The sequence below is a fragment of the Arthrobacter sp. Hb9-2 genome (assembly GCF_059091165.1).
In genome coordinates this window covers 266,812-290,338 of record NZ_JBNHGJ010000001.1, presented here as the reverse complement: position 1 = coordinate 290,338, position 23,527 = coordinate 266,812, and the positions used below count along the sequence as shown (strand labels likewise).

Sequence of the window (23,527 nt, the reverse complement as noted above, 5' to 3'; positions counted from 1 at the left end):
GATGCCTTTCCTCAACAGAATCCAGCGCTGGGCCGACGAACGGCCGCACGACGCCGCCGTCGTGGTCGCGGGTCAACACCTCACGTGGGCGGAGCTCCGTGATTCCTCTGCTGCCCTGGTCGCGGAAACGAAGGCCGTCACCGCGCTCTGTGAAGCCAACTCAGTCCGCTTCGCCGTCAAATTCGCCGCTGCGCTGGCCGGGGGACGACAGTGCGCCGTCGTCGACCCCACTTGGCCTGCTCCGCTGCAGGAGGACGTCGTCCGCCGCATTGAGTCATCGGCGCAGCCCGCCGCGGTGTCCCCGGACGATGTACTTGCGGACGGCACGCCGGAATCCACGTTCCTCATCGGTCTGACGTCCGGCACCACCACCGTCCCGAAGGCCTTCACACGGTCCCGCCGGTCCTGGCAGGAGTCCTTCGACGCGTCCATCGAGTTTTTCGGGCTGCGCCAGGACGATGTCACCCTGGCGCCAGGGCCGCTGGCAGCCAGCCTTAACCTCTACGCCCTGGCCGAGTGCCTCTACGCTGGGTCAGAATTCCAGACCCTTGACACGTTCGACGTCGGCGCCGTCCACGCAGCCATCTCGTACGACCGGGTCACCAGGCTTGTGCTGGTACCCACCATGCTGAGGATGCTGAGCGAGCGCGGACTGACAGGATGCGTGGACGCCTCCGGGGTTCGCAGCATTATCTGTGCCGGCTCTAAACTCGATGCGCGGACCCTCGAAGCTGCCCGACGCTGGGCCCCGAACGCCACCATCTACGAGTACTACGGCGCTTCGGAGCTGAGCTTTGTGTCCGGGGCCGGCCTGGCTGCGGGCGAGGAGGCATCCCTGGGCGGGACCGGCATCGGGAGCCCCTTTCCTGGCGTGGACGTCAGGATCCTCGATGACTCGGGCGGCGCCCTTCCGGACGGGACCGCCGGCAACATCTGCGTGCGGAGCCCCATGGTCAGCAACGGCTACCTCTGGGGTGACGACGGCCACGCATTAAGGTCCTTCGACGGATGGTGCACTGTGGGGGACCAGGGCTACCTGGAGGCGGGGGAGCTCCACATCCTGGGGCGCCGCTCGGACATGATCCTCACTGCCGGCAAGAACGTGTACCCGCACGAGGTGGAACTGGCGCTGGCCGCGGTGCCCGGCGTCGCCGCCGCGGTGGCGGCCGGGATGCCGGATGACCTGCGGGGACAGCGGGTGGTTGCGGGGGTAGTCCCGTCCGCCGGCGCTGTTACTGCCACCCAGTTGCGGGCGGGCCTGGACAATATTTTGGCCCGCGACAAGTGGCCGCTGCAGTATTATGCGGTCACCGAACTCCCCGTTACGGACCGCGGGAAGATCAGCCGGAACCTGCTGCTGGACTGGATCAGCTCGGGGGACCAGAGGATCCGGAACCTTGGCGCCTGAGCTCCTTCCGCCGGACCGCCAGCCTGTCATCGTTGCGGCCCGCCGCACCCCCGTATGCCGCACCAACGGATCTTTGCGAAAACCGCGCGCGCACAAGCTGCTGGCGCCCGTCCTGCGCGAGCTCGTGGCGGGTCAGGGAATAAATCCGGGCTCCGTCACGGATGTGGTGATCGGGAACGCGGTGGGCGGCGGCGGAAACGTGGCCCGGCTTGCACTGCTGGAGGCCGGCCTGCCGGTTACGGTCCCAGGCCTCACCGTTGACCGCCAGTGCGGCTCCGGTCTGGACGCGATCGTCCTGGCTGCAAGGCTGGTGGCTGCCGGCGGCAACCCCCTGTATCTGGCCGGTGGAGTGGAAAGCACCAGCACCGCGCCCCTGCGCGCGCACCGGAACGACGACGGCGGGCCGGAGTTTTACGCGCGGGCACAGTTTGTGCCGGACACCTTCGGCGACCCGGACATGGGCGTGGCCGCAGAAAATGTGGCGCGGAAGTTCGGCGTAGGCAGGGCACGCCAGGATGCCTTCGCCCTGCGTAGCCACGGCTTGGCTCTTGCCGCCGCGGAAGCCGGAAATTTCGACGGCGAGCTGGTCCCGCTGGAGATAGCTGGCGGTACTGTTGCTGCGGACGATGGGCCACGGCGGGGCCTGAGCGCGGCGGTGATGGCGCGGTTCCCGCCCGCCTTTGTGGACGGGGGAACTGTCACGGCCGGAAACTCCTGCTTCGACGCTGACGCTGCATCCGCCGTCGTCATCACTTCGCTGCAGCGGGCCCGGGAAACGGGCGCCACTGACGGTCTGATGGTGCTCGGCACGGGGACGGCGGGCGTGGATCCCGAGCTGCTGGGCGTCGGCGCCGCCGCTGCTGCCCGCAGCGTGCTGACGGCCGCGGACGTGGAAGCTGACGAGTTGGACCTGGTGGAATTCAACGAGGCATTCGCGTCTCAGACGCTTGCCTGCCTTGACGAGTTGGGGATCGACGCCGGGCGGGTGAACCTCGACGGCGGCGCGTTGGCTTTAGGGCACGCGTACGGAGCGTCGGGTGCTGTGCTGGTGACCCGCCTGCTGGCCCAGGCGCGGAAGACCGGAACGCCCGGGAGCTTGGCGCTGGCAATGATCAGCATCGCCGGCGGAATGGGTACCGCCGCCTTGCTGCAATACGAGCGCCTCTGAGGCACTCTCCCGGGAGCTTAGTCTTCGGCATCGCCCAATCCGCGGGCGGCGAGCGCCTCGCCCGTCTGCCGGGCGAAGGCCACGGAGGTGATGAACACCGGCAGGATCAGGGCGCGGGGATTGCGCTCCAGCCCCCGCGCACGCGCGGAATCACGGACGTCGGCGAATGTGCCCGCGATGTAGGGGATGCTCCGCAGCATGATGCCGATGGTGAGGGCGAACCGCTCGGGGTCGGCGCCGAACCGACGGAAGGGGGTGGCCGCTTTGACCACTCCGTCCAGCAGGCTCTGCACCGGTGTGGTGGCGGTCAGCAGCGACGCCGCCACCACACAAACGAGGATGTTCAGTACGATCCGGGCAGCGGTAGGTGCTCCGAGCTGCCACCACTGGAAAAGTCCGATGACCAGCAGAACGGCGGCGAGCGGCCGGACGGCAGCCCAGAGGCGTTTCAGGCCGGCGCCCGTCAGCAGGAAGAGGCCGGCAAGCCCGCCCAGTACTGCCAGCGAAACCCGCCAGTCAACGATGACGAACGAGGCCAGCCCGCAACTGAAGACCAGGAGGAACTTCAGCGCCAGCGGTGCCCGGTGAATTGGGGAGTGGCCCGGCACATAGTTGGCCAGGAGGAAGCCGTGGCCCCTCATCGGCTGGCCGGTCCCTGGGCTTGATAGCCGTCCATGCACAACGCCCGGTACGCTGCCACGGCCTCCGCCGGGCCGCCGTCGAACGCGACTTCTCCCTGTTCGATGACCAGCACCCGGTCCATTTCCAGGGCGAGGTCGAGGTCATGGGTGGACATGATGATCTGCTGGTCGAGTCCGGACAGGGTCCGGCGGAGGAGCTCACGGTTGCGGAGGTCAAGGAGGGTGGACGGCTCGTCCAAAACCAGGACCGCGGGGTTTACCGCGAGCACGGCGGCGAGCGCCATGAGCTGGCGTTCGCCGCCGGAGAGCTCATAGATGCTCTGGTCCGCCAGGTGCAGGAGCCCCAAACGTTCAAGTGCTGCTTCAGCCTGGTTCCGCCGCTCGGCGCCGTTTTTGACAGCGCGGCGGAGTGACAACTCCACGTCCTCCCGGCCTGTGGGCATCACCAGCTGGGACAGGGGATCGGTGAAGACAAAGCCTACGTTCCGCCGTACTTTGCGGACGGCACGGACTGTATCGTCGCCGTCGACCGAAACCGTGCCCGCCGTGGGCTGGACGAGGCCGTTGACCAGGCGCAGCAGGGTGGACTTCCCGGAGCCGTTGGCGCCGATAACGCCGATGCGCCGTTCCTCGAGCCGGAGGTTGACCTCGCTAAGGAGGACTTTGGGCTCCGGGGCGTGGTCCGTCTCGACGGCGACGGTTACCTGGTCAAAGGTCACTGCGGGCATGGGGCGGTCCTCAGGCCTTCGCAGGCTGGGTGATGCTCCGCCGGACGCGGCGCACCAGGATGTCCGGGAAGGCGCGGTGGAGTGCGACGGCGATGACTGCTGCCAGGATGTTCTTGATGATGTCTCCCGGATAGAAGACGACGTCGCTCAGGAAGGCCTGTTCGAGGGTGGCCTTCGTGTTCAGGACGATGCCCGCGACGCCCAGTGAGTGCACAAACACAACACTGGTGAAAGTGGCGGACAGGAACAGCCACAAGGCCCGGGCTTTGGTGGTCCGGCGGATTACCACCGTGGCCAGCCAGCCCACGACGCCCGCGGCGATGGGGAAGGCGAGGATGTAGCCGGCGGAAGGGCCGGCAAGGATGCCCAGGCCGCTGCGGCCCTGGCTGAAGATGGGCAGGCCTGCGAGGCCCAGCAGGACGTAGAGTCCGACGGCGGCGAAGCCCCTTCCGGGGCCCAGCACCAGACCGGTGAGCATCACGGCAAGGGTCTGGAAGGTGATGGGCACGCCGAAGCCGTTGACGGCCAGGCCGGGCACCAATGCTGCGCCGGCGACAAGGGCGGCGAAGACGGCGATCAGCCCAAGGTCGGTGGCGTTCCAGCGGCGGCGCCCGGTGTTCAAGGTGGTTTTGACGGCAGTGTCAGTGTTGCTCATGGCGGTCCTGTCGGGGTTGTACAAGCGGAATCTAATGTACTGCCGACGTTACTGCGGTGCGACGGCCCCTATTTTGTAGGGGGTCTACTAAGCCCGGCACCCAGCGCTGATTGCTGGGCACAATCGTGCTTTGATTTGCGCTGCACTATAGGTCGGGCTTGGGTCTCGTGGCCTCTGCGGCTGCTTCCTTAATACGGGCACGGTCGAGTGCGCGCTAAACAGTGGAGCGTCCCACCGAAAACAGCTCCGCCAGCTCGGACATGGTGTGTTCGCCGTTGCCCTGCAATTGGACCAGGAGTGCTTCCTGGTTGGTGGAAAGCTTGAGCTTTTTCCCCCTAGCCGACCTTTCGCCTTGGCAATTTTCATCTCTTCCCTTGTTTGAAGCCTGATGAGGTCACCTTCGAATTCGGCAACCATGGCGAGGACATTGAACAGGAGCTTGCCCATGGGGTCGGCGGGATCGTAAACGGAGCCGCCGATACTGAGCTTGACTTCCCGTGCGGCTAAATCGTCAGCAATTTGGTAAACGTCCCGCACCGAGCGGGCGAGGCGATCTAGTTTGGTGACGATGAAAATGCCGCCACTATCGCTGTGATTCACAGCCCTGGGGTGTGATCAGGACAGCACCGGTGAAACGCGCGTGTACTCGGCGTCCTGAGCAGTCACGGGCACCCGGTCGCCCCGCCGCGGCCAGCCACGTCGACGAGGGCTCCGACGAGTTCTGGACCCAGGATCAGTGCTGCATCGTTGTGGTTCGCCGCCGCTACCTCCACCTCGATGACGTAGTTTCCAGCATTCCGGGCCGCCTGGGCCACATCCCGGCTCTGCTGTGCGGGCACGATGGTGTCTGCGCTCCCGTAGACCACGGCAATCGGGATGTCCGCTCGCACCACGTTCTCGCGTACCGGGTAGCGATCGCGAAGCATCCAGCCCACCGGCACGCCGTAGGCTGCCCGGCCGACGTCGGCGAGCGAGGTAAAAGGTGAGCGCAGCAGCATCGCGGCTGGAGGGTGCTCGGTGGTGAGCTCCGTAACCACCCCTGCGCCGATGCTCTCCCCGAAATAGACGAGCGAGCCCGCCGGTACACCTGCCTCACCTGTCAGGAACTCGCGAGCGGCGCGGACATCGCGCGCGAGACCGTCCTCGGACGGGTATCCGGGATTCGCCGCGTAACCGCGATAGTCGAAGAGCAGCACGCCGAACCCGAGCTCGCTGATCGCTCGTCCCAGCCCTGCCCGATAAGCCCGGTTGCCGCCGTTCCCCGGTGCGACGAGCACGTTCGCGCGGCAGCCGACTGCCGCTGGCACGTACCAGGCACCGAGCTCGAGGCCGTCACTCGTCGTGAGCGTGACTTCCTGGGCTCCGGGCAACAGCTCGGCGGCTGGGCGTGGCTGACCGCGGTCGGGAAAATAAATGAGCGAGCGTTGGAAGAACCACGCCATGCCAATCAGGAGCCCGACGACGACGAACACGGTCGCGAGCGGCATGATCCATCGCACCGTCAACTTTCTCACCCCTCTTATGATCGCAGAGCGGTTCTCGCCGCACACGGCACCCCACAACCTGATCACCGATCCATAGATAAGATACCGAAACTGCCGGACACGTCCGTCAGTTTTTCCATACCCGCCCGCCGTGGAAAGCCGGCGCGCATAGGGGTGTAGCGCCACCGTGGCCGCCCACAGTGACTTGGGCGTGTCGCGGTGCTGATCCCAGAAGAATCTGTGATGTCCAAAGCCACGGGTGACCTTCTGAGCCACTTGAGGCGAAGGAGGTCGAGGGGAGTCCGCCGCCGCCGAGCTGGAACGTGGCACCGACCCAGAGTGTGCCGATCGTTGCAGAACGTTTTGATGAGGGCACCATTGACCGGCATCTGCTCATTGCCCGGTGGAGGCTGGTCCCGTCCTGGGCGAAGGACATCAAGATCGGCGCCAAGCGGATAAATGCCCGGAGCGAGTCATCTTGGAGAAGCCGTCCTCCGGAAGGCCGCTGCGAAGCGCAGGGCCGTCGTCCCGGCCGAAGGTTATTACGAGTGGCAGAAGACTGAGGACGGGAAGAAGATCCCCAATTATCTGTACTCGGAGAAAGAGCCGTTGCTGGGCTTCGCCGGCCTGTAAACAGTCCCACGCCGGCGAACCAAGCAGGAGGGGAGAACTGCTGCGGGCACCGGGGGGAACTTCTACGGAGAACCGCGGCTGCTGTTCGCCGGCCTGTCCCTGGAGGAAGGCGTGAAGAATCTGCCCCGCGACCCCCAAGCGCTCCTGGACGCAATTCGGCAGCGAACCGGAGTCGTTCCGGCCGACCTGCGCGCCGCACTGTATAAGGCGGCCGCGCTCATTTCCGGAGTCATAGTCGTAGACAGGGAAGCGAACCTTGACGGCAAGGTAGGCACCGCCATCGTGATCGAGCACCCGAACAGAGGAACACGGACGGACATCATCATTGATTCAGCCACCGGGCTGCTGATCGGAGAACGGGTGGTCACCCTGACGGCCGGCGAGACTTTTCCGGCTGGAACAGCCACCGCGTGGACCTCAGTCCAGACCTCAGTGGTCAGTTCGGCCCCATAACCGGCAAATCAACTGCGGGAAAAAGCGGAGGCGGCCGACCACTCCTTGGGTGGTCGCCGGCCAGCAGGACCAGTGCGTTGGACACTCTTTGGGCGTATCCGACGCACCTCTTAAAGTCCATGAGCGTCCCGGTCAATGTTCCTCCAACGCATCCTCCAAACCCGGGCACTTGGGCCTCGCTTTCATGCAGAATGGCGGGTATGGCACCCAAAGAAGTCTTCACGTTCTCGCTGGAAGTAGAGCTTGACGATCTGGAGGCGATTCAGCGCTATAACGAGCAATGGGAAAAGGGGACTGCGGAGGAGCCAAATGTTGTGCCTCCGAGTGATCGCGAGCAGGGGTCGAGAGCATCTGCGCGACTAGTTGCTCGGGCTTTCACGGATCAGCACCAGGCAACGGGACTCAGGCTCCGCTCACTTAGGGTCCTGGACTAGAAGAGGCCGCTGTAGCTGGACCGCCTATGTCGCGGTAAAGGTTCCCGTGCCGGGTTCCGGGACACCGGAACTTTGCGACCCATGCGGATCCCTAGCCACTCAGCACAAGGCAATTAGCCCCGAAGTTGTAGATCAGAGGAGAAGGTGTGACTGCGTGGCTATTCGGCACAGTTCCGTATTTCGTCGCTTTAGGGGTCCCCGGCTGGACCGCCACCGGCCAGGTCCGAGATTAGGCCCTTGCGGGAGAGCATTAGGCACTAGTGAAGTTTAGGTTCACCTGTTTGCGCGCTTGTGGAATAGTGCCATTAAGAATTGGGGGTTTAGAAGTGACAAAACGCGAACGTTTTCCAGTTTTCGCTGTAGCTACTTTTCTTGCAGCAGTCCCGCTGACAGGATGTGGGGCCCAAGACCAACCTAGAGGTGAAAATTTACCTCGGTTCGGTTCCATGCATGAGGCTTACGCCGCTGTCGATAACATTCTTGGCTGCGAGCCTGATCCTGTTGGTGAGCCGATTGTTCCTATGGGCGATGGCGTCCGGCTGACGTCAGCGCAGAAGCTGTGCTTTGAAAATGTGCAGATAGACCTTTACAGGGATCAGAAGGCTTTTCAGGAGAGCTACCAGATCTTGTCTGATACGAATCAGGGCAAAGTCCACCTCGTCTACGGGAAGAATTGGATGGTTGTGGACTTCAGCCAAATGTCAACGAGCCAACCGCCGACGCGGAACATCGAACGCCTGGCGAAGGAACTGAACGGCGAATACGCCATCGTCGGCGCATAGCTGGAACAAATCCCAGACGTTCTCCGAAGGCACGTGGCCATCGCCTGATGAGAATATTCGCTTTGTCCAGGTTCAGCTTCATTGTGTCCGTGCAGGGTTCCTCTTCGCGCGGAGCTGGATTAGCTAACGCGTGATTGTTAGTGCCTTCACCGGCGTCGCGCAAGAGGCAGGCTCAAGGATCCCAGTTCCTTCTGCTCGATCGTTCTTGCCGGTGTCGTCGCACCAGTCAATATCGTGCGGCATTGCGGTGACGGTCGCCTCGCCAGCTGCTATCGCTGCAGGGACGGCGAAGGTATACGTAATTCGCCGGCATCGGTCATTGGGGCCGTTGCGCGGACAACTTCCGTACCGCTTGCATCGGTAACACTCACGTGAATCCGGGCAGTGGCCCCATATCGAGGTTGCAGTCGGCTGCAGGGGCTGCGACTGTCACCATCTCTCCTGGTTTGGCGAATGTTGGACTGACCGAATAAGAAGGCGGGAAGCAAGGCGGCTGGTCACCGCCGACCGGCGGAAAGCCTTCCAAGAACCTCCATGTACCTATTGTTTGCCTACCTGCACCACCAGGCTCGTAACGCCTAAATTCGTCCCGAAATCGCTGCGCGTTGCTGTGTTTGTTGGCCGACGCTCACCACCGTGCCGGTGACGGTCCACTCACCGGGTATCGGTTGTGTGCTGGTGCGGGGATGATCTGGTGACGCCAAGTACGATCTGCTTTTGCAAGGTCCTCGAGGCCGCCGCCTGTGCCTTGACTTGGTTATGGAGCTTTATCGGGAGATTCGAACCGCGGTCTTCTGGTGAGCTATGAACTGACAATGGCAGGGGTACATCGAGGGTTCTGCTGTCCGCTGTTTCTTCCGATAGCGTGCAGGCCAAGCACCCTACTCCATCCCTGGAGTGGCTGACGTCGAGGCTAAGATCTTTGGACTTCACAGACCTCAAGGAAAGTCAGTTGCGGGGGGCCCTTGAGCGGTCCGTTGACAGTGCAAGGTACTGGCAACCGCCCGACGGCGAGGACGTCCTGGCCGGACTTCCGGTGATCCCTGAGGCATTGTCCCCGGTCGCCGAACAGTTCATAGCCTCCCCCCGGATGCAATGGTGCTTGCAACCCCGCCAAGTAAGCAGTGGGCGATCGACTGGCGTCATGCCGACGATCCCGCCCCCCCTACCGAAAAACCCAGGGCAGACGCTGACACAACGGGCGCGCAAGGACTGGCTGCAGGATGTAGCGCGTGAATTGATTGGATCCCGGCAGCTATGGCAGCGAGACTCGAACCGCGACGAATGGATTCGAGAATAATAATCAGGACAGCGGACGCGACCTTCGCCACTAATTCGACCTATATTGCGGCGTGAAGAGGACCTCGCGGAACCTACTTGAGCAAAAGCTGGTTGAGTAGGCCCATGGATAGCAACTATGTCAATGGGGGCGGCATGTGGTTCGCGATCGCGCTGATCAACGCCGGATTGGCCGAACAGAAGAAGCGGAGCCGGCTTGCATGGTTTTTCATCTCGATGTTCTTCGGGCCATTCGCAACGCTACTCATTGTGGTGCTTCCACCGCCGCTGGAAGCTCAGAAGCTTAAACCCCCGCGTAATGCTGCATCAAGATGACGGCTAAGAATGCGCCCTGCTCCTAGGTGTGCCTCGGGCGGCCGAATGATGTCGTCGCCTGCACAGCAGATTTTAGGCCCGGAGGTAGGTAGGAGTGCGCTCCCTCGTGACGCTCGCATAGCCGTCGATTGTTGTCGTGCAGGCACTGGGTCCAGCTGACTACGGCGTTGTTGCAGGAGAGTTATGCCATGAAGCGGGAAAGTTGTGTGAGGGTAGGCTCTACCAGTTGAGAGCCACAAGACTTTAGGGGGAGCTAGTGGACGGTCAAGCCAAGTGGGAATGCGGAACCTGCGGACAGCCACATGAGGGACTCGCAACGGTTTTCGGGCCCATGGGGCCAGATCCTTGGATGCACGCAACACAGGCGGAACGTGACGCAGGCGAACTGAACGCTGACATGTGCGTCCTGGAAATAGAAGGGAAGTGGTATTACTTCCTCAGAGGACATATCGAAATCCCCATCCTCGATGCACCTGGTGAAGTTTTTAGCTGGTCTGTATGGGCCTCAGTCAGTGAGGAAAGCATCCAACAGATTGCAGAACACTGGGAAGACCCGGCACGGGCGTCCCTGCCCCCAGTGTTCGGATGGGTGTGCAACGAACTTCCGTACGAGCAGTCAACCGTCTCCATTCCAAGCCTTATGCATAGCAGGGACCCGGGAGTTGTCCCGTTCATCCAGCTCGACCCGTCGGTGGACCATCCAATAGTCAGGGAGCAGGGGATGGGCATAACGCTGCATCGGTTAGCGGAGATTAATCGTCTGGCTGGGGTGGAGGCCCCGTGAGACATCTGGACGAGCTGGAAGCGCACTATAGGTCCGTTGTCGGTGCAGAACCCGAGTTCGGCACGATGACCTCGTTGGAGGGCAACACGGTGGGCATCTTTCACTGGCCCAAGGCATCATCAAGGATGGGAGTCAGCTTGTACGCCTCCGCCGGGATCAGCGTTCCCGGTCCCGGCGGCCGCGGCCATTCACACACCGTGGAAGTCTTCACGGGCATTAAGCAGGATTCCGCCCAGGTGCGGGAAGCGTTCGCCAATCTCATCACGAGCCTGGTTTGCAGCACCACGCCGCACCCAGCCTCTCACGGCGTCTTCGTCGCCGGGGATTGGGGGGTCATCGAAGGACGGAAGTTCACAGGCTGGGTCCTTACCGAACGACCGGACGAACTCATTCCGGACCTCCAGCTGAAGGACGGACGGCACATCACCTTCCTTGACGCGCTGCCAGTCTTCGCTGAAGAGGCCGAGTTCCGGCACGGTAACCGCGCAGATGATCTGCTCGGAATGTGGGAGGAATGGGAAGTGAAGTCCGCGGATCTGGACCGGGAGTTGCATCCAAGCCTCAAGAAACCGAGAAAGACCTCTTGGCTGCGGTCAGCCCTAAAGATGGGAGGTCGATGACAGGGGAACTGGCCGCCATTGGCCGCCCCTCCCACCCGATCCTCTGCAAGTTGAGTCCCGCTGCCGGAGGCTAAGCGTCAAGTATCGAGTATTCGACGTTTGGCCACCACAAATTCTTCTGCGGTGAGAGCACCCTGGGAATAAAGGTTTGCTATGAGGACAAGATCAGCTGCTACGGATTCCTTCGCCGTTACCTTACTTGCGCTACTGATGTGATGCTTTCCTATCCCGGCAGGCGCGGACCGAGGCTTCGCCTTGTTCTTCGCCGCGGCGTACATAACGAGCACGATGGCGCCGAGAACTGCTATCGCGGTTCCCAAGGGCGTGGACAAATAGGAATTTGAAGCGGTTCCTATGACCGCGATTGCTACTCCGACACCAGCTAATCCGACACCGGTTACCCAACGTGCTGTCTCACCGACGGGGTGCTTCCCTTTGAACTCAAACAGATACCCGCCGGCCTCGCTTGGAACCGTGTGTTCGTTCATGTGTTGAAGAATAGACCCGCACCTATCCATTGAACATCCCATTTTCTGGGGGCTTTCATGGCCTGAATTCCCTAATGGGACCTTCCAGAGGAGACTTCGGCCACCGCGACCCTGACGCCTGTCCAGGGTTCCCAATGGACCCGGATCAGTCTGTTTTCAGTTTTTCTGCGAGCATCACGAGGATCCCGCTGGGACCGCGGAGATATGTGAGTTTGTAGACATCGCCGTAGGTTGCCACGCCACGTAGCGGGTGACATCCGTGCTTTGCCGCTATCTCAAGCGCCTTGTCGATGTCGTCGACCGAGAAGGCCACACGGTGCATGCCGATGTCATTGGGACGGGTTGGCTTCGACTCGATAGCTTTGGGGTGGATGTATTCGAAAAGCTCAAGTCGACCGTAGCCGTCCGGGGTCTGGAGCATCGCAATGTTGGCATGGTTGCCATCGAGTCCGACCGCAGTGTCAGTCCACTCCCCGCTGACCGTGTCACGGCCCAAGACCGTAAGCCCGAGGTCGGTGAAAAAAGCGATTGCGGCTTCGAGGTCGCGAACGGCGATACCGACATTCTCAAGTTTGATGGCCATGCGTCGAAACCTACCAAGGCGGATCAAATACCTCCAGAGGCGGGCGCGGCCGGGGCTTGCTATCGCCACTGCCCGTCGGCGGGCTGCCCGCCACCGTATAATCTGAGCATGCCGATCACGCGCCTAAACCGAGGCTTCCACGCCCAGCTGTCCATCCTCGAGCAGTGCGGGAGCGGTTTGTGAGCGGCGGTCTCGTCGCCCTGCTGGACGACGTCGCAGCCCTGGCCCGCATAGCCGCCGCCTCAGTGGATGACGTGGCCGCCGGGGCCGCCAAGGCGGGGGCCAAGGCCGCCGGCGTGGTGATCGACGACGCAGCCGTCACCCCGCAGTACGTGTCCGGGGCGGACCCGTCCCGCGAATTGCCGATGATCAAGAAGATCTTCTGGGGATCGCTCCGGAACAAGCTGTTGATCATCTTGCCGGCACTGCTGCTGGTCAGCGCCTTCGTCCCCTGGGCCATCCCGTTCATCCTCATGCTGGGCGGCACCTACCTTTGCTACGAGGGCGCCGAAAAGGTCTGGCACAAGCTCCGCGGCCACCACACCGCGGAGGAAGATGCCCCGGCGGTTGAACGCGGCCCCGAGGCCGAGGCCAAGGTCATCAAGGGCGCCATCACCACCGACTTCATCCTGTCCTGCGAGATCATGGTTATCTCGATGAACGAGGTGGCCGCAGATTCCTTGTTGTCCCGGGCGATTATCCTGGTGGTCGTGGCCCTGGTGATCACGGTACTCGTGTACGGTGCGGTCGGACTGATCGTCAAGATGGACGACATCGGCCTGCACCTGGCCGCAAAAGATTCAGCGGGCGCCAAGCGCTTCGGCGAGCTGCTGGTCAAGGGGATGCCCGCCGTGCTGGCCGCGATAACCTTCATCGGGACCATTGCCATGCTGTGGGTCGGCGGCCACATCATGCTGCAGGGTGCCTACGACCTCGGCTGGCACGGTCCGTATGACATAGTCCATGTCCTCGAGCACCCCTTCGCCGGGATCGCAGTGGTTGGCAGCTTCCTGGCCTGGCTCGTGAACACCTTGTGCTCAGCCGTCATCGGGCTCACTTGGGGCATCGTCGTCATGGCAATCGTGCATCCGCTGCTCAAAGCGCTGCCATTCGGAAAAAAGAAGGGCAGCCACGAGGAGGGCGACGTCCGCGCCGAACTCGCCGGTTACCGGCCGACGAAACGCAACACCGATCCCTCCTCCTAGCTCACAGGCAACGGGGGAAGACAAAGGGCACTAGGCGGGATCCTGTGCTGTGCGAATGTCGGGGCCCCCACCGACAGGTGCCCGCTTTGAGCGGGAGGTGCGGAAAGCGTTGCCTGCGGCAATGACTCCCAACAGGAGGATCAAGGCGGCGATCTGCTGCCACTCGCCGTCGAATACGTCCAGCTTGGTTGACATTGAGGCATTGAAGGACGCGTGCAGCAGCCCCACGATGAACAGACTGTACCCCGTTCCCAGGTAGGCGATCCCCATGAGTAAGCGGAAGAACGGGGCAAAAAGGAACAGGACCAGCCAGGAGATTGCAACGTCGCTCCAGGGCGTGCCGGAGAAGCCCCTCTCGGCAAAGGCGAACGGTAAATGGATGAGTGCGAACGGGATGGCGGTCAGCAGGGCGGCAATGACAGGTCCGCGCCGGTCCATGATTCGGTGCTGCACCACGCCGGTCCAGGCGAGCTCCTCCCAGATGTTGCCCAAGAGGGCGCCGATGATCAGGGTGTTCAGCAGATAGTTGCCCAACAACAGCCCCCAGCCCGCGGCGGGCGGATGGAACGTTCCGGTGGCTGCAGCAATGAGCGCCGTTAGCGCGGGAAGGCCCAGCAGTGCTGCCGCGTACCACGCCGGAGCTACCCTCCACCGGAACGTCCGGCGGAACAGCTCGCGGACCGCGGGCCGGCCGTCGGCGACTCCCGTGACCAGGATGGCCGTGCCCAGCAGTATCACCAGCTCGGCGAGGATTCCCGGCAGGATGTCCCCCAGCAGCAAGAGGGACAGGATCTGGCCAGTCCAGGACAATAGGAGGACGATGAGCAGGAACGCTGCCACCGGATGATGTTTGATGAGGGACAGAGGAGCGTTACGAGAACCAGGCGAGCTCATCAGCAGTACCGCTTCCTAGATTTTCCGGTTAGGGAGGGCACCGCAGCGCATGCCGCCACGTGCCGAAGGAGCGCTGAGCCGCTGACGTGGGAATCAGGACCATTCTCTGCCCTCTGAGGACTGTGATCAAGCAAAAAGGATGAGCGTCCACTGCAGTTGCACCCGCAAGTGTGTCAGTGATGTTTCATCGCAGGGTCTCGCATTCCGCCGTAGGCTGCCGCGACACCTGCGAGGAAAATGAGCATAGCGAGGTAGACCGGGCCGAGAAGTCCCAGCGTGGCCAGGCCCCACGGGTAATGTGCGGGGAGGGCAACTGCGAGTCCGACGGTGGGACGATTACCGCTGAGGCGAAAGCCCACCGCACTCCTCTCCGCACCCCCTACCAGGACAAGGCTGTGATAGCCAGGCCTATTGCAGCGATGAAGCCGCTGAGCGCAATGTGCAGATGGCTGATGTAGTGGTACAGCTCCGGGCTGAAGGCCTCGACCTCAGCTTTCCCCTTGTCCACTTGGTCGGGGCCAATGCCCAGCTCAAGGAAAGCGCCCGTGAAGTTGGATGCCAGGAAGACGACGGCGTACTCCACGAAAGCCAGCCCGGCAAGCGTCATGAGAGCGGCTCCCGTCCGCAGGCGGGATTCATTTCCCGGGATAGTTTGAATGGCGGGCTAGCCGCCACCCCCTCTCTTTTCACATTTGTACTCGATAAGAGTCCCCGGGCTTCAGCCCTGTCAAGGGAGACTCCTGTACGGGAGGCGCTAACGTCCAGTACGGTCCAAGGTCGAATACTGTGGGGCAGGTGACGGGCGGACAAACAACGACAGAATCCGGCTGGGTGAACGTGCCCCATGCCAGAATTTATTGGGAGGCAACGGGCGAACCTGCTGGCATTCCAGTCCTTTACCTTCACGGCGGCCCGGGTGGTTCCCTTGGTCGAGGCGGTTACCGTCAACGCCATGACCACAGCCGATTCCGCATCATCGGATTGGACCAGCGCGGTTGTGGCAAGAGCACACCTGCTGCCCAGGACGACCTGGACCACCTGTCGGAGAACACGACCCAAACTTTGATCGAAGACATTGAGGCCGTCAGGGAGCACCTGGGCGTAGAAAAGTGGATCGTCACCGGAGTTTCCTGGGGCAGCACGCTTGCCCTCGCCTATGCCTTGGAACATCCCCGGCGGGTGTTGGGTATCGCTTTGGTGGCGGTGACAACAAGCAGCCGGGAAGAGATCCAATGGATCACAGAGGATGTCGGGCGCATCTTTCCTGAAGCTTGGGCTGAGTTCGCGCATGCGGCCAAGGCAGCCCCGGGTGAACGACTGGTTGAGGCTTACGCCCGCCGGCTGGCTGGCCAGGATCGCGAAGACGCCCGACTGGCCGCCCTGGCCTGGGACCGTTGGGAGTCTACGCACATATCCTTGGACCCCAGCTGGCTTCCTGGCCTCCTGTTTGAAGACGAGCGGGAGCGTATGACGTTCGCTCTTCTGGTGACGCATTACTGGGCCAGGGACGGGTTTCTCGTCGCCGGACGGGAAATTCTCCCGCGGATTCACGAGCTCAATGGCATCGCCGGTTACCTGATTCATGGCCGGCGGGACGTCAGCGGCCCCGTCGTCACTGCCTGGCAGCTGCACCGGCTTTGGGAATCAAGCTGCCTTGTCGTCATTGAGGATGAAGGGCATGGCGGCCCTTCATCCATGGCGGCACTGACGCGGGCAGTGGAAGATATCGCGGCCAAACGGGGCGCAGAACTCGGGGGAGCGAAGCCGTGATCAGGCCTGGGCCCGCGGCAGCACCAGCAGGTAGCCGGCTGGCATGTCGGTGCTCCAGCGCCGCGGCTCGCGGATAACGAATTGCGCAGCCAGTTGCTCGGGGGTGAGCAGGCTGTTCGGCTCGGGCGACGGACCCCACTGCCCGCTGCCGTGCGGGTAGAGCGGATCCAGGACGCGGATGCCGGTGACCGAAAACTCCGGGAACTGCTTTGGATCGCCGAGTGACTCGAAGCCACTCATCACCCACGCGTGGCGACCGCTCCACATAACCAGCCCCACCGGCCTGCCGGTGTCAGCGATGGCGCGGGCCGCCGTCTGCAGCGCGTCCTCATAGTTGCCGACGCTGACAACGGAGTACGGCCCCATCCCAACTTCGGTCAGGACCTGCGCCCAGCCCAAAGGGTTGGCGCCGTTGAACGAGTTGGACGACCGGGCCCGGGCCATGTCCCAGAGTTCGCCCTGGTGGGCGCGGTCGCCCCACGTGCCGCCGCCGGTGTCGTCTATCAGGTTGTGCGCTATCTGGATGCTCGCTGCAACACACCAGTCGAAGGTGTACTGCGGCACGAAGTCCCCCTCCTGATAGAGGTTGAGCGCGAACGGCTGGGGCACAGGCGGTGGCGCGGGAACCGCCGTCGGAGTGGGGGTGGGGGTCCCTTGAGGCGGGAGGGCGACGTCGACGGAGGCTGAAGGTGCCGAGGACGGCGGGATCGGGCGGCCGGTATCGGCGTCATCGAGGCCGATCGCGGGCACACAACCCGCGAGGAAGGCCGCCAAGGCGACGAGCCAGGCGAGAAGACGGGTACGGGCACCAATCATGATTGGTCCAGTTTAGCGCTGCATGTCAGGCGCCGGCAGGGGAGGCGATCGTCCTCAGAACGCGTAGCGGATCCGGCAGTACGGCGCGATCTGCTCAATGAGCGCCGTAAGTTGCCGCACGTAGCGTCCTTTGGTTCCTGAACGGTAGCGAACGTTGGTGAAACCGTTGGAGGAGACCTTCGCTTCCTGCAGGTCCGGACGCCACAGCACCTTTTCGGCCTGCGGGTGCCATCCCAGGTTGACCTCGTGGAGCCGCTCGTTGTGGGTCAGGAAGATGACTTCCGCCGCGAGCTGGGCTTTTGCGGCATCCGTGAGGGTGGCATCGAGCTGGCGCAGCAGGTCCTCCCAATCGCTGAGCCAGGTGTCAGTGATGATGACGGGGGAAAAGTTGACGTGCACCTCGTACCCGGCATCAACGAAGTCGTTGATTGCAGCTATGCGTTCACCCACCGGTGAGGTCCGGACGTCCACCGACTTCGCCAGATCAGCGGGCATAAGTGAGAAGCGAATCCTGGTGCGGCCGCCGTGGTCCCAGCCGAGCATGGCCGGGTTCACGTACTTGGTGGCAAAAGACAGCTTGGCTGTGGGCAGATCGCGGAAAAGGGTGACCAGATCCTCCACGTTGTCGCTGATCAGCGCGTCGACGGAGCAGTCGCTGTTTTCACCGATGTCGTAGACCCACAGGTCCGGGTCGCACTGGTTGGGCTCCAGCTTCATGCCCTGGCGGGTGGCGTGCCGCTCAAGCACTCCGGCAATCTGGTCGATGTTCGCAAACACGGTCACCGGGTTGCTGTACCCCTTGTGCCGGGGTACGTAGCAGTAGGCGCATGCCATGGCGCAGCCGTTCGCGGTGGAGGGGGCAATGAAATCCGCTGACCGGCCGTTCGGCTTGACGGTTAGTGCCTTCTTGACGCCGAGGACCAGGGCCTCCGTCTTGATCCGGGACCAGCGCGGCACGTTCGTTTCATCGCCGTGCACCTCCGGGATATTCCAGTGGTTTTCCACCAGTACGACGTCGGCGTCCGGCCAGCGTTCGACGATCTCCTTGCCCCGGGGCAGCTCCAGGGCAGCAGGCTGCGCATAGATGCGCCGGATCTGCAGCAGCCGGTTGAATTCCATGCCTTCATTCTCCCAAGCTGCCAAACATGCCGCGGCCGATTAAGCCCAAGGCATCTTGTGCTGGCGGCGAACCGCTACCTCCCTGAGTCCCGCCTGCGCCTTCAGCTCCGCAAACTCTTCAGCGCTCGCCGTCCGCTACTCGGCCGACGGCCGCCTGCGTTGCTGTTTGGTTGTTGACCGCAGTTTCTTGGCGACGAGGCGGCGGCGGTTGGAACCGCGGGTAGGTTTGGTTGCCCGGCGGCCGGGTGCAGCAGGAGCAAGGCCCCCTGCCACAAGGTCGGCGAGCTTGGCCAGTGCGATCTCGCGGTTGCGCAGCTGCGAGCGCCGCTCGGAAGCGGCCACCGTTACTACCCCGCCGATGAGGCGTGGTCCGAGACGCGTCAGCAGGATCAGCCGTTGGCTGTCTGAAAGCGCCAATGATTCCCTGACGTTCCACGAGAGTTCGACCCGGCTGTCCGAGGTGTTGACGTGCTGACCGCCTGGGCCGGACGACCGCGAAAACCGCCAGTCGAGTTCGGACGCTGGGATCGTCAGCCCGGGCAGCACTTCCAGTTCCATGCAACCAGCGTGACATGGTGTGGGACCTTCAAGAAGCGTTAACGGTCACGGTCCGGGTCGCCAGGACCTGGCCTGTAATCCAGTGCAGGAAGTCGACCGCGATGGTGTACCGTCCTGCCGCCGGCGGGCGGAGCAGGAAGTCAAACTTCTCGGCAGCACCCGACTTAAGGACGCTGGTTACCAGCGACTGGCCAGCCACCGCGGGCTGAACCGCCGGACCGTCCGGGTTGGGGGTGTTCCAGAAGGGGCGGCCATCGTGGGCGATTAGTTCGGCAATCTCAGCCGGTTTGCCGGCCGCATCGAGAAACCGCGTAAGGGTGGGGAAGTAGTCCACATTCACCATGCGGACGAGGGTGGGCGCGTAGCCGGGCCGGGGAACGTTCGCGCGCATCGCGCTGATGCTCCATACCCTGTCCCCTTTGGGTCTGGTGGGAATGGTGCCGCCCAGGAGAACGAAGTGTTTGGGGTCGAAGCGGTTAAGGCCTGCGTCGTCCCCGGACAACCCGGCTGCATGGTTCAGTTCGTGCCAACGCGGGTCGATCGAATAGGGGGCAATCAACGTCTCGGTGGCGATGTCGTACAGCGGGCCGTCCGTCGAGTGGCGGCGGGTTCCTTTCGGCGCCGGGGTGGTCGAGTTGACCGGCGGATCCACGATGATGGGCCCGAACATGCCCATCTGTACGTGCAGGGGTGTGTTGACGTGGCAGTGATAGAAGTACGTTCCCGCCGAGCCGCGGTTGGGGTTCCCGGCCTCGCCGACGTCTGGCCTCCACTGATAGGTGTAGTGGCCGGTAACTTCGAAGGAGGTGTGGCCTACGCCGTCATTCCGGGGATCAGGTTCGATGCCATGCCAGTGGATGGTGTGGACCCTCTTACTGGGTTTGATGGTTCCGTGAAACAGTTGTCCCTCCGTCAGCCGCAACAACGGTCCGGGGAGCCCCCGCCCTGACTTGCCGTGCTCGAAACTCCAAAATTCAAGTTCGGGGCCGTTAGGGAGTTTCAGTTTCTTGTTGAAGAAGTCGAACTCCATTCTGACGTCGGGGCGCTGGCGGAACTTGGTTTCCGGGCTTCCCTCGTGAGGCTGGTCCGAAGCAAACTCCACCTGGCTCCGGTATTTGTGATGGGCGTCGTCGGTGGTGCTCGGAAGGCCTGATTCTGGGTTGGTGCCCGCGGCCAGTACCCAATCAGCGACGAGGCCGCCGGGGTAAAGTCCGCCGGCCGCGGTCTGCGAGGGCTCCGCGTGGCAGTGCATCGGATACTTCCAGTCTTCGGTTCGGGCGTCCCACACCGGATCCACCACCTCGGGTGGGCGCCGGACGGGGAGCATTGACTCCTTGCGGTCCAACGGCTCCAGCTGAATGGTGTCCTCCCAGTGCTGCAGGATGACGTCACCCTCCGGGCTGACCGATCCACCTTCGCGGGGGAAATCACGGCCGTTGGCACGGACTGTCCAGACGTGGTTACCGTGGTAGTGCAGTTGGTGGTCCACGATGCCGGCGTTGACCATCCTCATCAGCTGGCCGGTGCGGACGGCGCCCTGGGCCGGCGAGGCGCTGAAGTTGCGCACATCGGTTTCGCGCGGGTGGCCTGAGGGCAGCGTGTCCTGCTCCCGGAGTTCGTTGAATTCCTCATTGGTGGTAACGGCCAGCGACTGGAAGCCGGAGTACCCGTTAAGGGTGAAGTACCGGGGCGCGGCCGGCGTTGAGGCGGGATTGACCGTTTGACCCCGGGACGCGATGCGGGCCCACTGAGGATCCACGTCATGGCACAACCACAGCCACTGGCGTTCGAACTCGCTCCCGCCGGGGACGAGCCGCCAGGCGTTGGCCGGGTCTATGACCACCAGCGCGCCGTAGAGGCCAAGGGTCCGTTCCACCGGTTCATTGCCCGGGTCCGAGAACAGATAAGTTCCCGGCGGGGGAGCTTCGAACTCAAGGAGAGTTGATGCTCCGGGAGCTATGGCGCCCGTGCCCTTATCCCCGCCCGCAGGGGCGATATGGAACCGGAGTTCGTGTTCCTGCGAAAGATGGTTGTGCACCAAAATCCGGATGGTGCTGCCTGTTTCGGCGATGAGGGTCCGGTCCGGAAAGTAGCTGGCCCAGTATTCCTTCCTCACCAGGTACTGTCCGGGATTTGCCGGGTCAGGCTGCAGCGGGGCTGGCCTGCCGTGCGGAGGCGGCGGAGCGGTGAGCGGATAAGTCCGGCTTGCCACGACGTCTCCGGCAGCCGTGAAGACCCGCGGGCCCATGGACAAGGACGGACTGATGTCCGACACGATGGTGCGGCGCTCGCCGAAGCCCCGGTGGTAGACCAGGGAACCGTCCACCATCGCCACATACCCCTCGTTGATATGGAAGTCCAGTATGCTCATGACCGGACCTCGTTCGTAGTAAGGGACGGGAGCGCCAGCCGGTAGGTCCGGTCCTGCTGCTCGTCGGAGTAGTCCAGCGCCAGCTCCGGGGAATCACGCGGCGCCAGGTAGCTGATCAGTAGGTGCTCCGAGCTGTGTGGTGCTATCGGGCCGGGGTCGCGGTCGGAATCACGCGGCGTGACTGTTACCGCCGATGAACCCAGCTTTAGCCGGAGCTGGCCCGGACTGAAAAGCACCGGCACCGCCCCGGCATTCTGAAGTTGCACCTCGAGCAGTACGACGTCGGCCCAGGTGAGGTTCAGCGGTTCCGGCCCCGCCGCGTCTCTCAACGTCCCGTCGTCGTGGCCGTGAACGTCGGGGCTGGGCTGCGTTGTGGTACTGACACGCCGAATCCGCATACCGCCTCCGGCGCCGCCGGCCTTCATGTGCGAAGCAGCGGCCGCCAAGGTCTTGAAGGCCGGTTGTCCCTGGGCATCGAGCCGCGCGAGGCGTCCGGCCCGAACAATTGCCAGGGACCCAAATCCCGTGGCCACGCTCGTGGTTGTGTTCTCCCGACTCCGCCCGGCAATGCCATAGGTACCGCCGGCCAGCAGCAGGAAAGCGCCACCACTCAGCACCAATCCGAACTGGCGGCGACTGAGGCTTCGACTAGTGAAATGGCTTGATTGAGAATTCATGTCGTCTCCCTGTATTCGCGGATTGGGATCATCCTGCTGGCAACCACCTGCGGAAACCTTGGGGGCAGCTAGGAGGGTGTCTCGATGTGGTTCAGCAGGGTATTGCCGTAATGCCGTTCAGTTCACCGGTTTGGTCCAAAACCACTGGTGCAACCGGTGCCCTGGCTGCCACTCTGAGTCATGAATACTGCTGACCAGCCGTTTCCGGAGCCGGGCGGGCAGCCCCCCAAAAAATCGCCACCGCCACAGCCGCAATGAGGCTGCACGCCGACGGACTCCTCGACCTCGACGCCCCGATTGGCACCTATCTCCGTGGCTACCGCCCACACCCGCGGCACGGTCACCCACCACGAGGCAGCTCCTCACCCACACTGCGGGACTGGGCAACCCCCTGCCGGTGCGGTGGATCGCCCCGAGCATCACGCGGCAGTCCCAAACCGGCTGGCCCGCATCGTCCGCAACCACGGGACACCACACACATCGGTTGGTAGCCGGGCAGCCTACCCCAACATCGGTTACCTGCTGGCGGGCGAAGTCATGGAGGCCGCCGCTGGACGCCCCGTGGAGTTATGCGTCCAGGACCTGGTGCTCAACCCGTTGGGCATGACCGCGACAGGATACGGCTATAACAGCGCGGCTCCCCGTGCGGTGGGATATATGCGCACGGCACCTCTCCTTCGGCCGGTGCTGGTCCGGATTCTGCCGAAAGGGGTGGTGGACCGCAGGTGGGACGCTACACGAGCCTGAACCCGCTCCTGGTGAACGGCGCCGCGTACGGTGGCCTCGTCGGCACTGCTGCCGACGCCTCCCGGCTAGCCGCGGCGCATGCTGCCGCGGCTACGGACCCGCATCCGGTTCTGAGACAGGACGACATCGAGGAGATGCGGACTATCCACGCCTCCGGCAAGCCTTTCGACCATGGCATCGGCTGGTTCCGCAAACCGGCGGATGCCACGCGCAGCCCTGGATTCGTCGAACACTATGGGACCGGTGGCGGCTTTCTGGAACGCCATGCGCATTTACCCTGAGGACCGGCTGGCCCTGGTTGCCATGGCCAACACAACTGCCGCCTGGGACGTCGACCGCCTCTTTACCCGGCTCAAGAGCCTGCCCTGGGCATGATCAGTTTCACTTCGCGCAGCTAAAGCCTGCGAGTGGGCGCAGCGGCCAGGTGACGGTTCCTTGCCTCGATGAGCTTCTGGAGGTAGCGGGCCAGGACCAGTCTTTCGATTAGGCGACCTAGGAGTCCGAAAGGAGCCTCGAACTCGATCCGGTCCACCATTGTGGTCCCGGCAGGATCCTCCCTGAATTCATGCACGTGCCGGAACCGCCGAAACGGTCCCCGAACCTGCTCATCCACAAAATATTCGGGTGCCTGCAGCTCGGTGATCCGGCTTGTCATCCTCAGCGGCAGGCCGAAATGCCAGGCCCGCCAGGTCACTTCGTTGCCCAGCGAGATGAGGCCCGAGGTCACACCGGCAATGGCTTCCTCACGGGACGCAGCCATCGATTCCTTATGGGCGTCGACGCTCCGGGCCAGGTCAAACAGCTCCGGCCTGGGCATGCTTGTATGCGTTGTGCACTCAAAGTAGACGGCCATTGTCAGAGTATGGCAGTTCTTCGTTTCCCTGCCCGACATGGT

26 protein-coding genes and 2 pseudogenes are annotated in these 23,527 nt (G+C 63.2%); 13 read left to right on the top strand and 15 right to left on the bottom strand.

Going from position 1 to position 23,527, the window contains the following annotated elements; translation table 11 throughout:
• Window position 1 precedes the first annotated feature (1 nt).
• On the top strand, window positions 2-1,408 hold the full coding sequence (locus AC5RV1_RS01420) for a class I adenylate-forming enzyme family protein (RefSeq protein ID WP_493993221.1): 1,407 nt from the start codon (window positions 2-4) through the stop codon (window positions 1,406-1,408).
• Window positions 1,398-2,576: a thiolase family protein gene (locus AC5RV1_RS01415; RefSeq protein ID WP_493993220.1), complete on the top strand. Its 1,179-nt coding sequence runs from the start codon at window positions 1,398-1,400 to the stop codon at window positions 2,574-2,576. The genes AC5RV1_RS01420 and AC5RV1_RS01415 overlap by 11 nt, the downstream gene beginning before the upstream one ends.
• Before the next feature lie 17 nt (window positions 2,577-2,593).
• Here AC5RV1_RS01415 and AC5RV1_RS01410 read toward each other — a convergent pair whose 3' ends face one another.
• From AC5RV1_RS01410 to AC5RV1_RS01390, 5 genes and pseudogenes are all read right to left on the bottom strand, one after another.
• The gene (locus AC5RV1_RS01410) at window positions 2,594-3,217 is read right to left on the bottom strand and encodes an energy-coupling factor transporter transmembrane component T family protein (RefSeq protein WP_493993219.1); all 624 of its coding nucleotides are present in this window, start codon (window positions 3,215-3,217) and stop codon (window positions 2,594-2,596) included.
• Window positions 3,214-3,945, bottom strand: a complete 732-nt coding sequence (locus AC5RV1_RS01405) for an energy-coupling factor ABC transporter ATP-binding protein (protein ID WP_493993218.1) — start codon at window positions 3,943-3,945, stop codon at window positions 3,214-3,216. Before AC5RV1_RS01405 ends, AC5RV1_RS01410 begins: the two co-directional genes overlap by 4 nt.
• Window positions 3,946-3,955: 10 nt before the next feature.
• The gene (locus AC5RV1_RS01400) at window positions 3,956-4,600 is read right to left on the bottom strand and encodes a biotin transporter BioY (RefSeq protein ID WP_493993217.1); all 645 of its coding nucleotides are present in this window, start codon (window positions 4,598-4,600) and stop codon (window positions 3,956-3,958) included.
• A gap of 214 nt (window positions 4,601-4,814) precedes the next feature.
• Window positions 4,815-5,182, bottom strand: a pseudogene (locus AC5RV1_RS01395) (recombinase family protein); the annotation flags it as partial.
• 80 nt (window positions 5,183-5,262) lie between these two features.
• The gene (locus AC5RV1_RS01390) at window positions 5,263-6,087 is read right to left on the bottom strand and encodes an alpha/beta hydrolase (protein ID WP_493993216.1); all 825 of its coding nucleotides are present in this window, start codon (window positions 6,085-6,087) and stop codon (window positions 5,263-5,265) included.
• A gap of 320 nt (window positions 6,088-6,407) precedes the next feature.
• Here AC5RV1_RS01390 and AC5RV1_RS01385 point away from each other — a divergent pair.
• The 7 genes and pseudogenes from AC5RV1_RS01385 to AC5RV1_RS01355 form a co-directional block, all read left to right on the top strand.
• Window positions 6,408-6,500, top strand: a pseudogene (locus AC5RV1_RS01385) (SOS response-associated peptidase); the annotation flags it as partial.
• 43 nt (window positions 6,501-6,543) lie between these two features.
• Window positions 6,544-6,717: an SOS response-associated peptidase family protein gene (locus AC5RV1_RS01380; protein WP_493993215.1), complete on the top strand. Its 174-nt coding sequence runs from the start codon at window positions 6,544-6,546 to the stop codon at window positions 6,715-6,717.
• Window positions 6,718-6,828: 111 nt separating this feature from the next.
• The gene (locus AC5RV1_RS01375) at window positions 6,829-7,170 is read left to right on the top strand and encodes a hypothetical protein (RefSeq protein WP_493993214.1); all 342 of its coding nucleotides are present in this window, start codon (window positions 6,829-6,831) and stop codon (window positions 7,168-7,170) included.
• Window positions 7,171-7,930: 760 nt separating this feature from the next.
• Complete coding sequence (locus AC5RV1_RS01370; RefSeq protein WP_493993213.1) at window positions 7,931-8,386, top strand: hypothetical protein; 456 nt, start codon at window positions 7,931-7,933, stop codon at window positions 8,384-8,386.
• Between the two features lie 1,404 nt (window positions 8,387-9,790).
• A complete protein-coding gene (locus AC5RV1_RS01365) occupies window positions 9,791-10,000 on the top strand; it encodes a hypothetical protein (RefSeq protein ID WP_493993212.1) in 210 nt (69 codons plus the stop codon).
• A 256-nt stretch (window positions 10,001-10,256) separates the two neighbouring features.
• Window positions 10,257-10,784: a DUF2199 domain-containing protein gene (locus tag AC5RV1_RS01360; RefSeq protein ID WP_493993211.1), complete on the top strand. Its 528-nt coding sequence runs from the start codon at window positions 10,257-10,259 to the stop codon at window positions 10,782-10,784.
• Window positions 10,781-11,404: a suppressor of fused domain protein gene (locus AC5RV1_RS01355; RefSeq protein WP_493993210.1), complete on the top strand. Its 624-nt coding sequence runs from the start codon at window positions 10,781-10,783 to the stop codon at window positions 11,402-11,404. Before AC5RV1_RS01360 ends, AC5RV1_RS01355 begins: the two co-directional genes overlap by 4 nt.
• Window positions 11,405-11,481: 77 nt before the next feature.
• Here the strand turns inward: AC5RV1_RS01355 and AC5RV1_RS01350 are convergent, their stop codons facing one another.
• The gene (locus tag AC5RV1_RS01350) at window positions 11,482-11,892 is read right to left on the bottom strand and encodes a hypothetical protein (protein WP_493993209.1); all 411 of its coding nucleotides are present in this window, start codon (window positions 11,890-11,892) and stop codon (window positions 11,482-11,484) included.
• Window positions 11,893-12,037: 145 nt separating this feature from the next.
• A complete protein-coding gene (locus AC5RV1_RS01345; protein ID WP_493993208.1) occupies window positions 12,038-12,475 on the bottom strand; it encodes a VOC family protein in 438 nt (145 codons plus the stop codon).
• Between the two features lie 179 nt (window positions 12,476-12,654).
• Between AC5RV1_RS01345 and AC5RV1_RS01340 the strand changes: the two genes are divergently transcribed.
• Entirely contained in the window at window positions 12,655-13,680 is a 1,026-nt protein-coding gene (locus AC5RV1_RS01340; RefSeq protein WP_493948288.1) for a DUF808 domain-containing protein, read from the top strand.
• Between the two features lie 30 nt (window positions 13,681-13,710).
• Here the strand turns inward: AC5RV1_RS01340 and AC5RV1_RS01335 are convergent, their stop codons facing one another.
• Both AC5RV1_RS01335 and AC5RV1_RS01330 read right to left on the bottom strand, forming a co-directional pair.
• Complete coding sequence (locus tag AC5RV1_RS01335; RefSeq protein ID WP_493993207.1) at window positions 13,711-14,520, bottom strand: CPBP family intramembrane glutamic endopeptidase; 810 nt, start codon at window positions 14,518-14,520, stop codon at window positions 13,711-13,713.
• Between the two features lie 433 nt (window positions 14,521-14,953).
• Window positions 14,954-15,181, bottom strand: coding sequence for a hypothetical protein (locus AC5RV1_RS01330; RefSeq protein ID WP_493993206.1), 228 nt, complete (start codon window positions 15,179-15,181; stop codon window positions 14,954-14,956).
• Window positions 15,182-15,360: 179 nt separating this feature from the next.
• On the opposite strand from AC5RV1_RS01330, the gene AC5RV1_RS01325 reads away from it, so the two are divergent.
• Window positions 15,361-16,344, top strand: coding sequence for an alpha/beta fold hydrolase (locus AC5RV1_RS01325; protein ID WP_493993205.1), 984 nt, complete (start codon window positions 15,361-15,363; stop codon window positions 16,342-16,344).
• Here AC5RV1_RS01325 and AC5RV1_RS01320 read toward each other — a convergent pair whose 3' ends face one another.
• From AC5RV1_RS01320 to AC5RV1_RS01300, 5 genes are all read right to left on the bottom strand, one after another.
• The gene (locus AC5RV1_RS01320; RefSeq protein ID WP_493993204.1) at window positions 16,345-17,160 is read right to left on the bottom strand and encodes a hypothetical protein; all 816 of its coding nucleotides are present in this window, start codon (window positions 17,158-17,160) and stop codon (window positions 16,345-16,347) included.
• A 54-nt stretch (window positions 17,161-17,214) separates the two neighbouring features.
• Window positions 17,215-18,279: a spore photoproduct lyase family protein gene (locus tag AC5RV1_RS01315; protein ID WP_493993203.1), complete on the bottom strand. Its 1,065-nt coding sequence runs from the start codon at window positions 18,277-18,279 to the stop codon at window positions 17,215-17,217.
• Between the two features lie 135 nt (window positions 18,280-18,414).
• Complete coding sequence (arfB, locus tag AC5RV1_RS01310; RefSeq protein WP_493948293.1) at window positions 18,415-18,837, bottom strand: alternative ribosome rescue aminoacyl-tRNA hydrolase ArfB; 423 nt, start codon at window positions 18,835-18,837, stop codon at window positions 18,415-18,417.
• 28 nt (window positions 18,838-18,865) lie between these two features.
• Window positions 18,866-21,208, bottom strand: a complete 2,343-nt coding sequence (locus AC5RV1_RS01305; protein ID WP_493993202.1) for a multicopper oxidase domain-containing protein — start codon at window positions 21,206-21,208, stop codon at window positions 18,866-18,868.
• Window positions 21,205-21,885, bottom strand: a complete 681-nt coding sequence (locus AC5RV1_RS01300; protein ID WP_493948295.1) for a hypothetical protein — start codon at window positions 21,883-21,885, stop codon at window positions 21,205-21,207. The genes AC5RV1_RS01305 and AC5RV1_RS01300 overlap by 4 nt, the downstream gene beginning before the upstream one ends.
• Window positions 21,886-22,197: 312 nt before the next feature.
• Between AC5RV1_RS01300 and AC5RV1_RS01295 the strand changes: the two genes are divergently transcribed.
• The gene (locus AC5RV1_RS01295; protein ID WP_493993201.1) at window positions 22,198-22,632 is read left to right on the top strand and encodes a serine hydrolase; all 435 of its coding nucleotides are present in this window, start codon (window positions 22,198-22,200) and stop codon (window positions 22,630-22,632) included.
• Window positions 22,611-22,913: a hypothetical protein gene (locus AC5RV1_RS01290; RefSeq protein WP_493993200.1), complete on the top strand. Its 303-nt coding sequence runs from the start codon at window positions 22,611-22,613 to the stop codon at window positions 22,911-22,913. Before AC5RV1_RS01295 ends, AC5RV1_RS01290 begins: the two co-directional genes overlap by 22 nt.
• A 113-nt stretch (window positions 22,914-23,026) precedes the next feature.
• On the opposite strand, the gene AC5RV1_RS01285 is transcribed toward AC5RV1_RS01290, so the two are convergent.
• Entirely contained in the window at window positions 23,027-23,449 is a 423-nt protein-coding gene (locus tag AC5RV1_RS01285; protein ID WP_493993199.1) for an SRPBCC family protein, read from the bottom strand.
• Window positions 23,450-23,527: the final 78 nt, after the last annotated feature.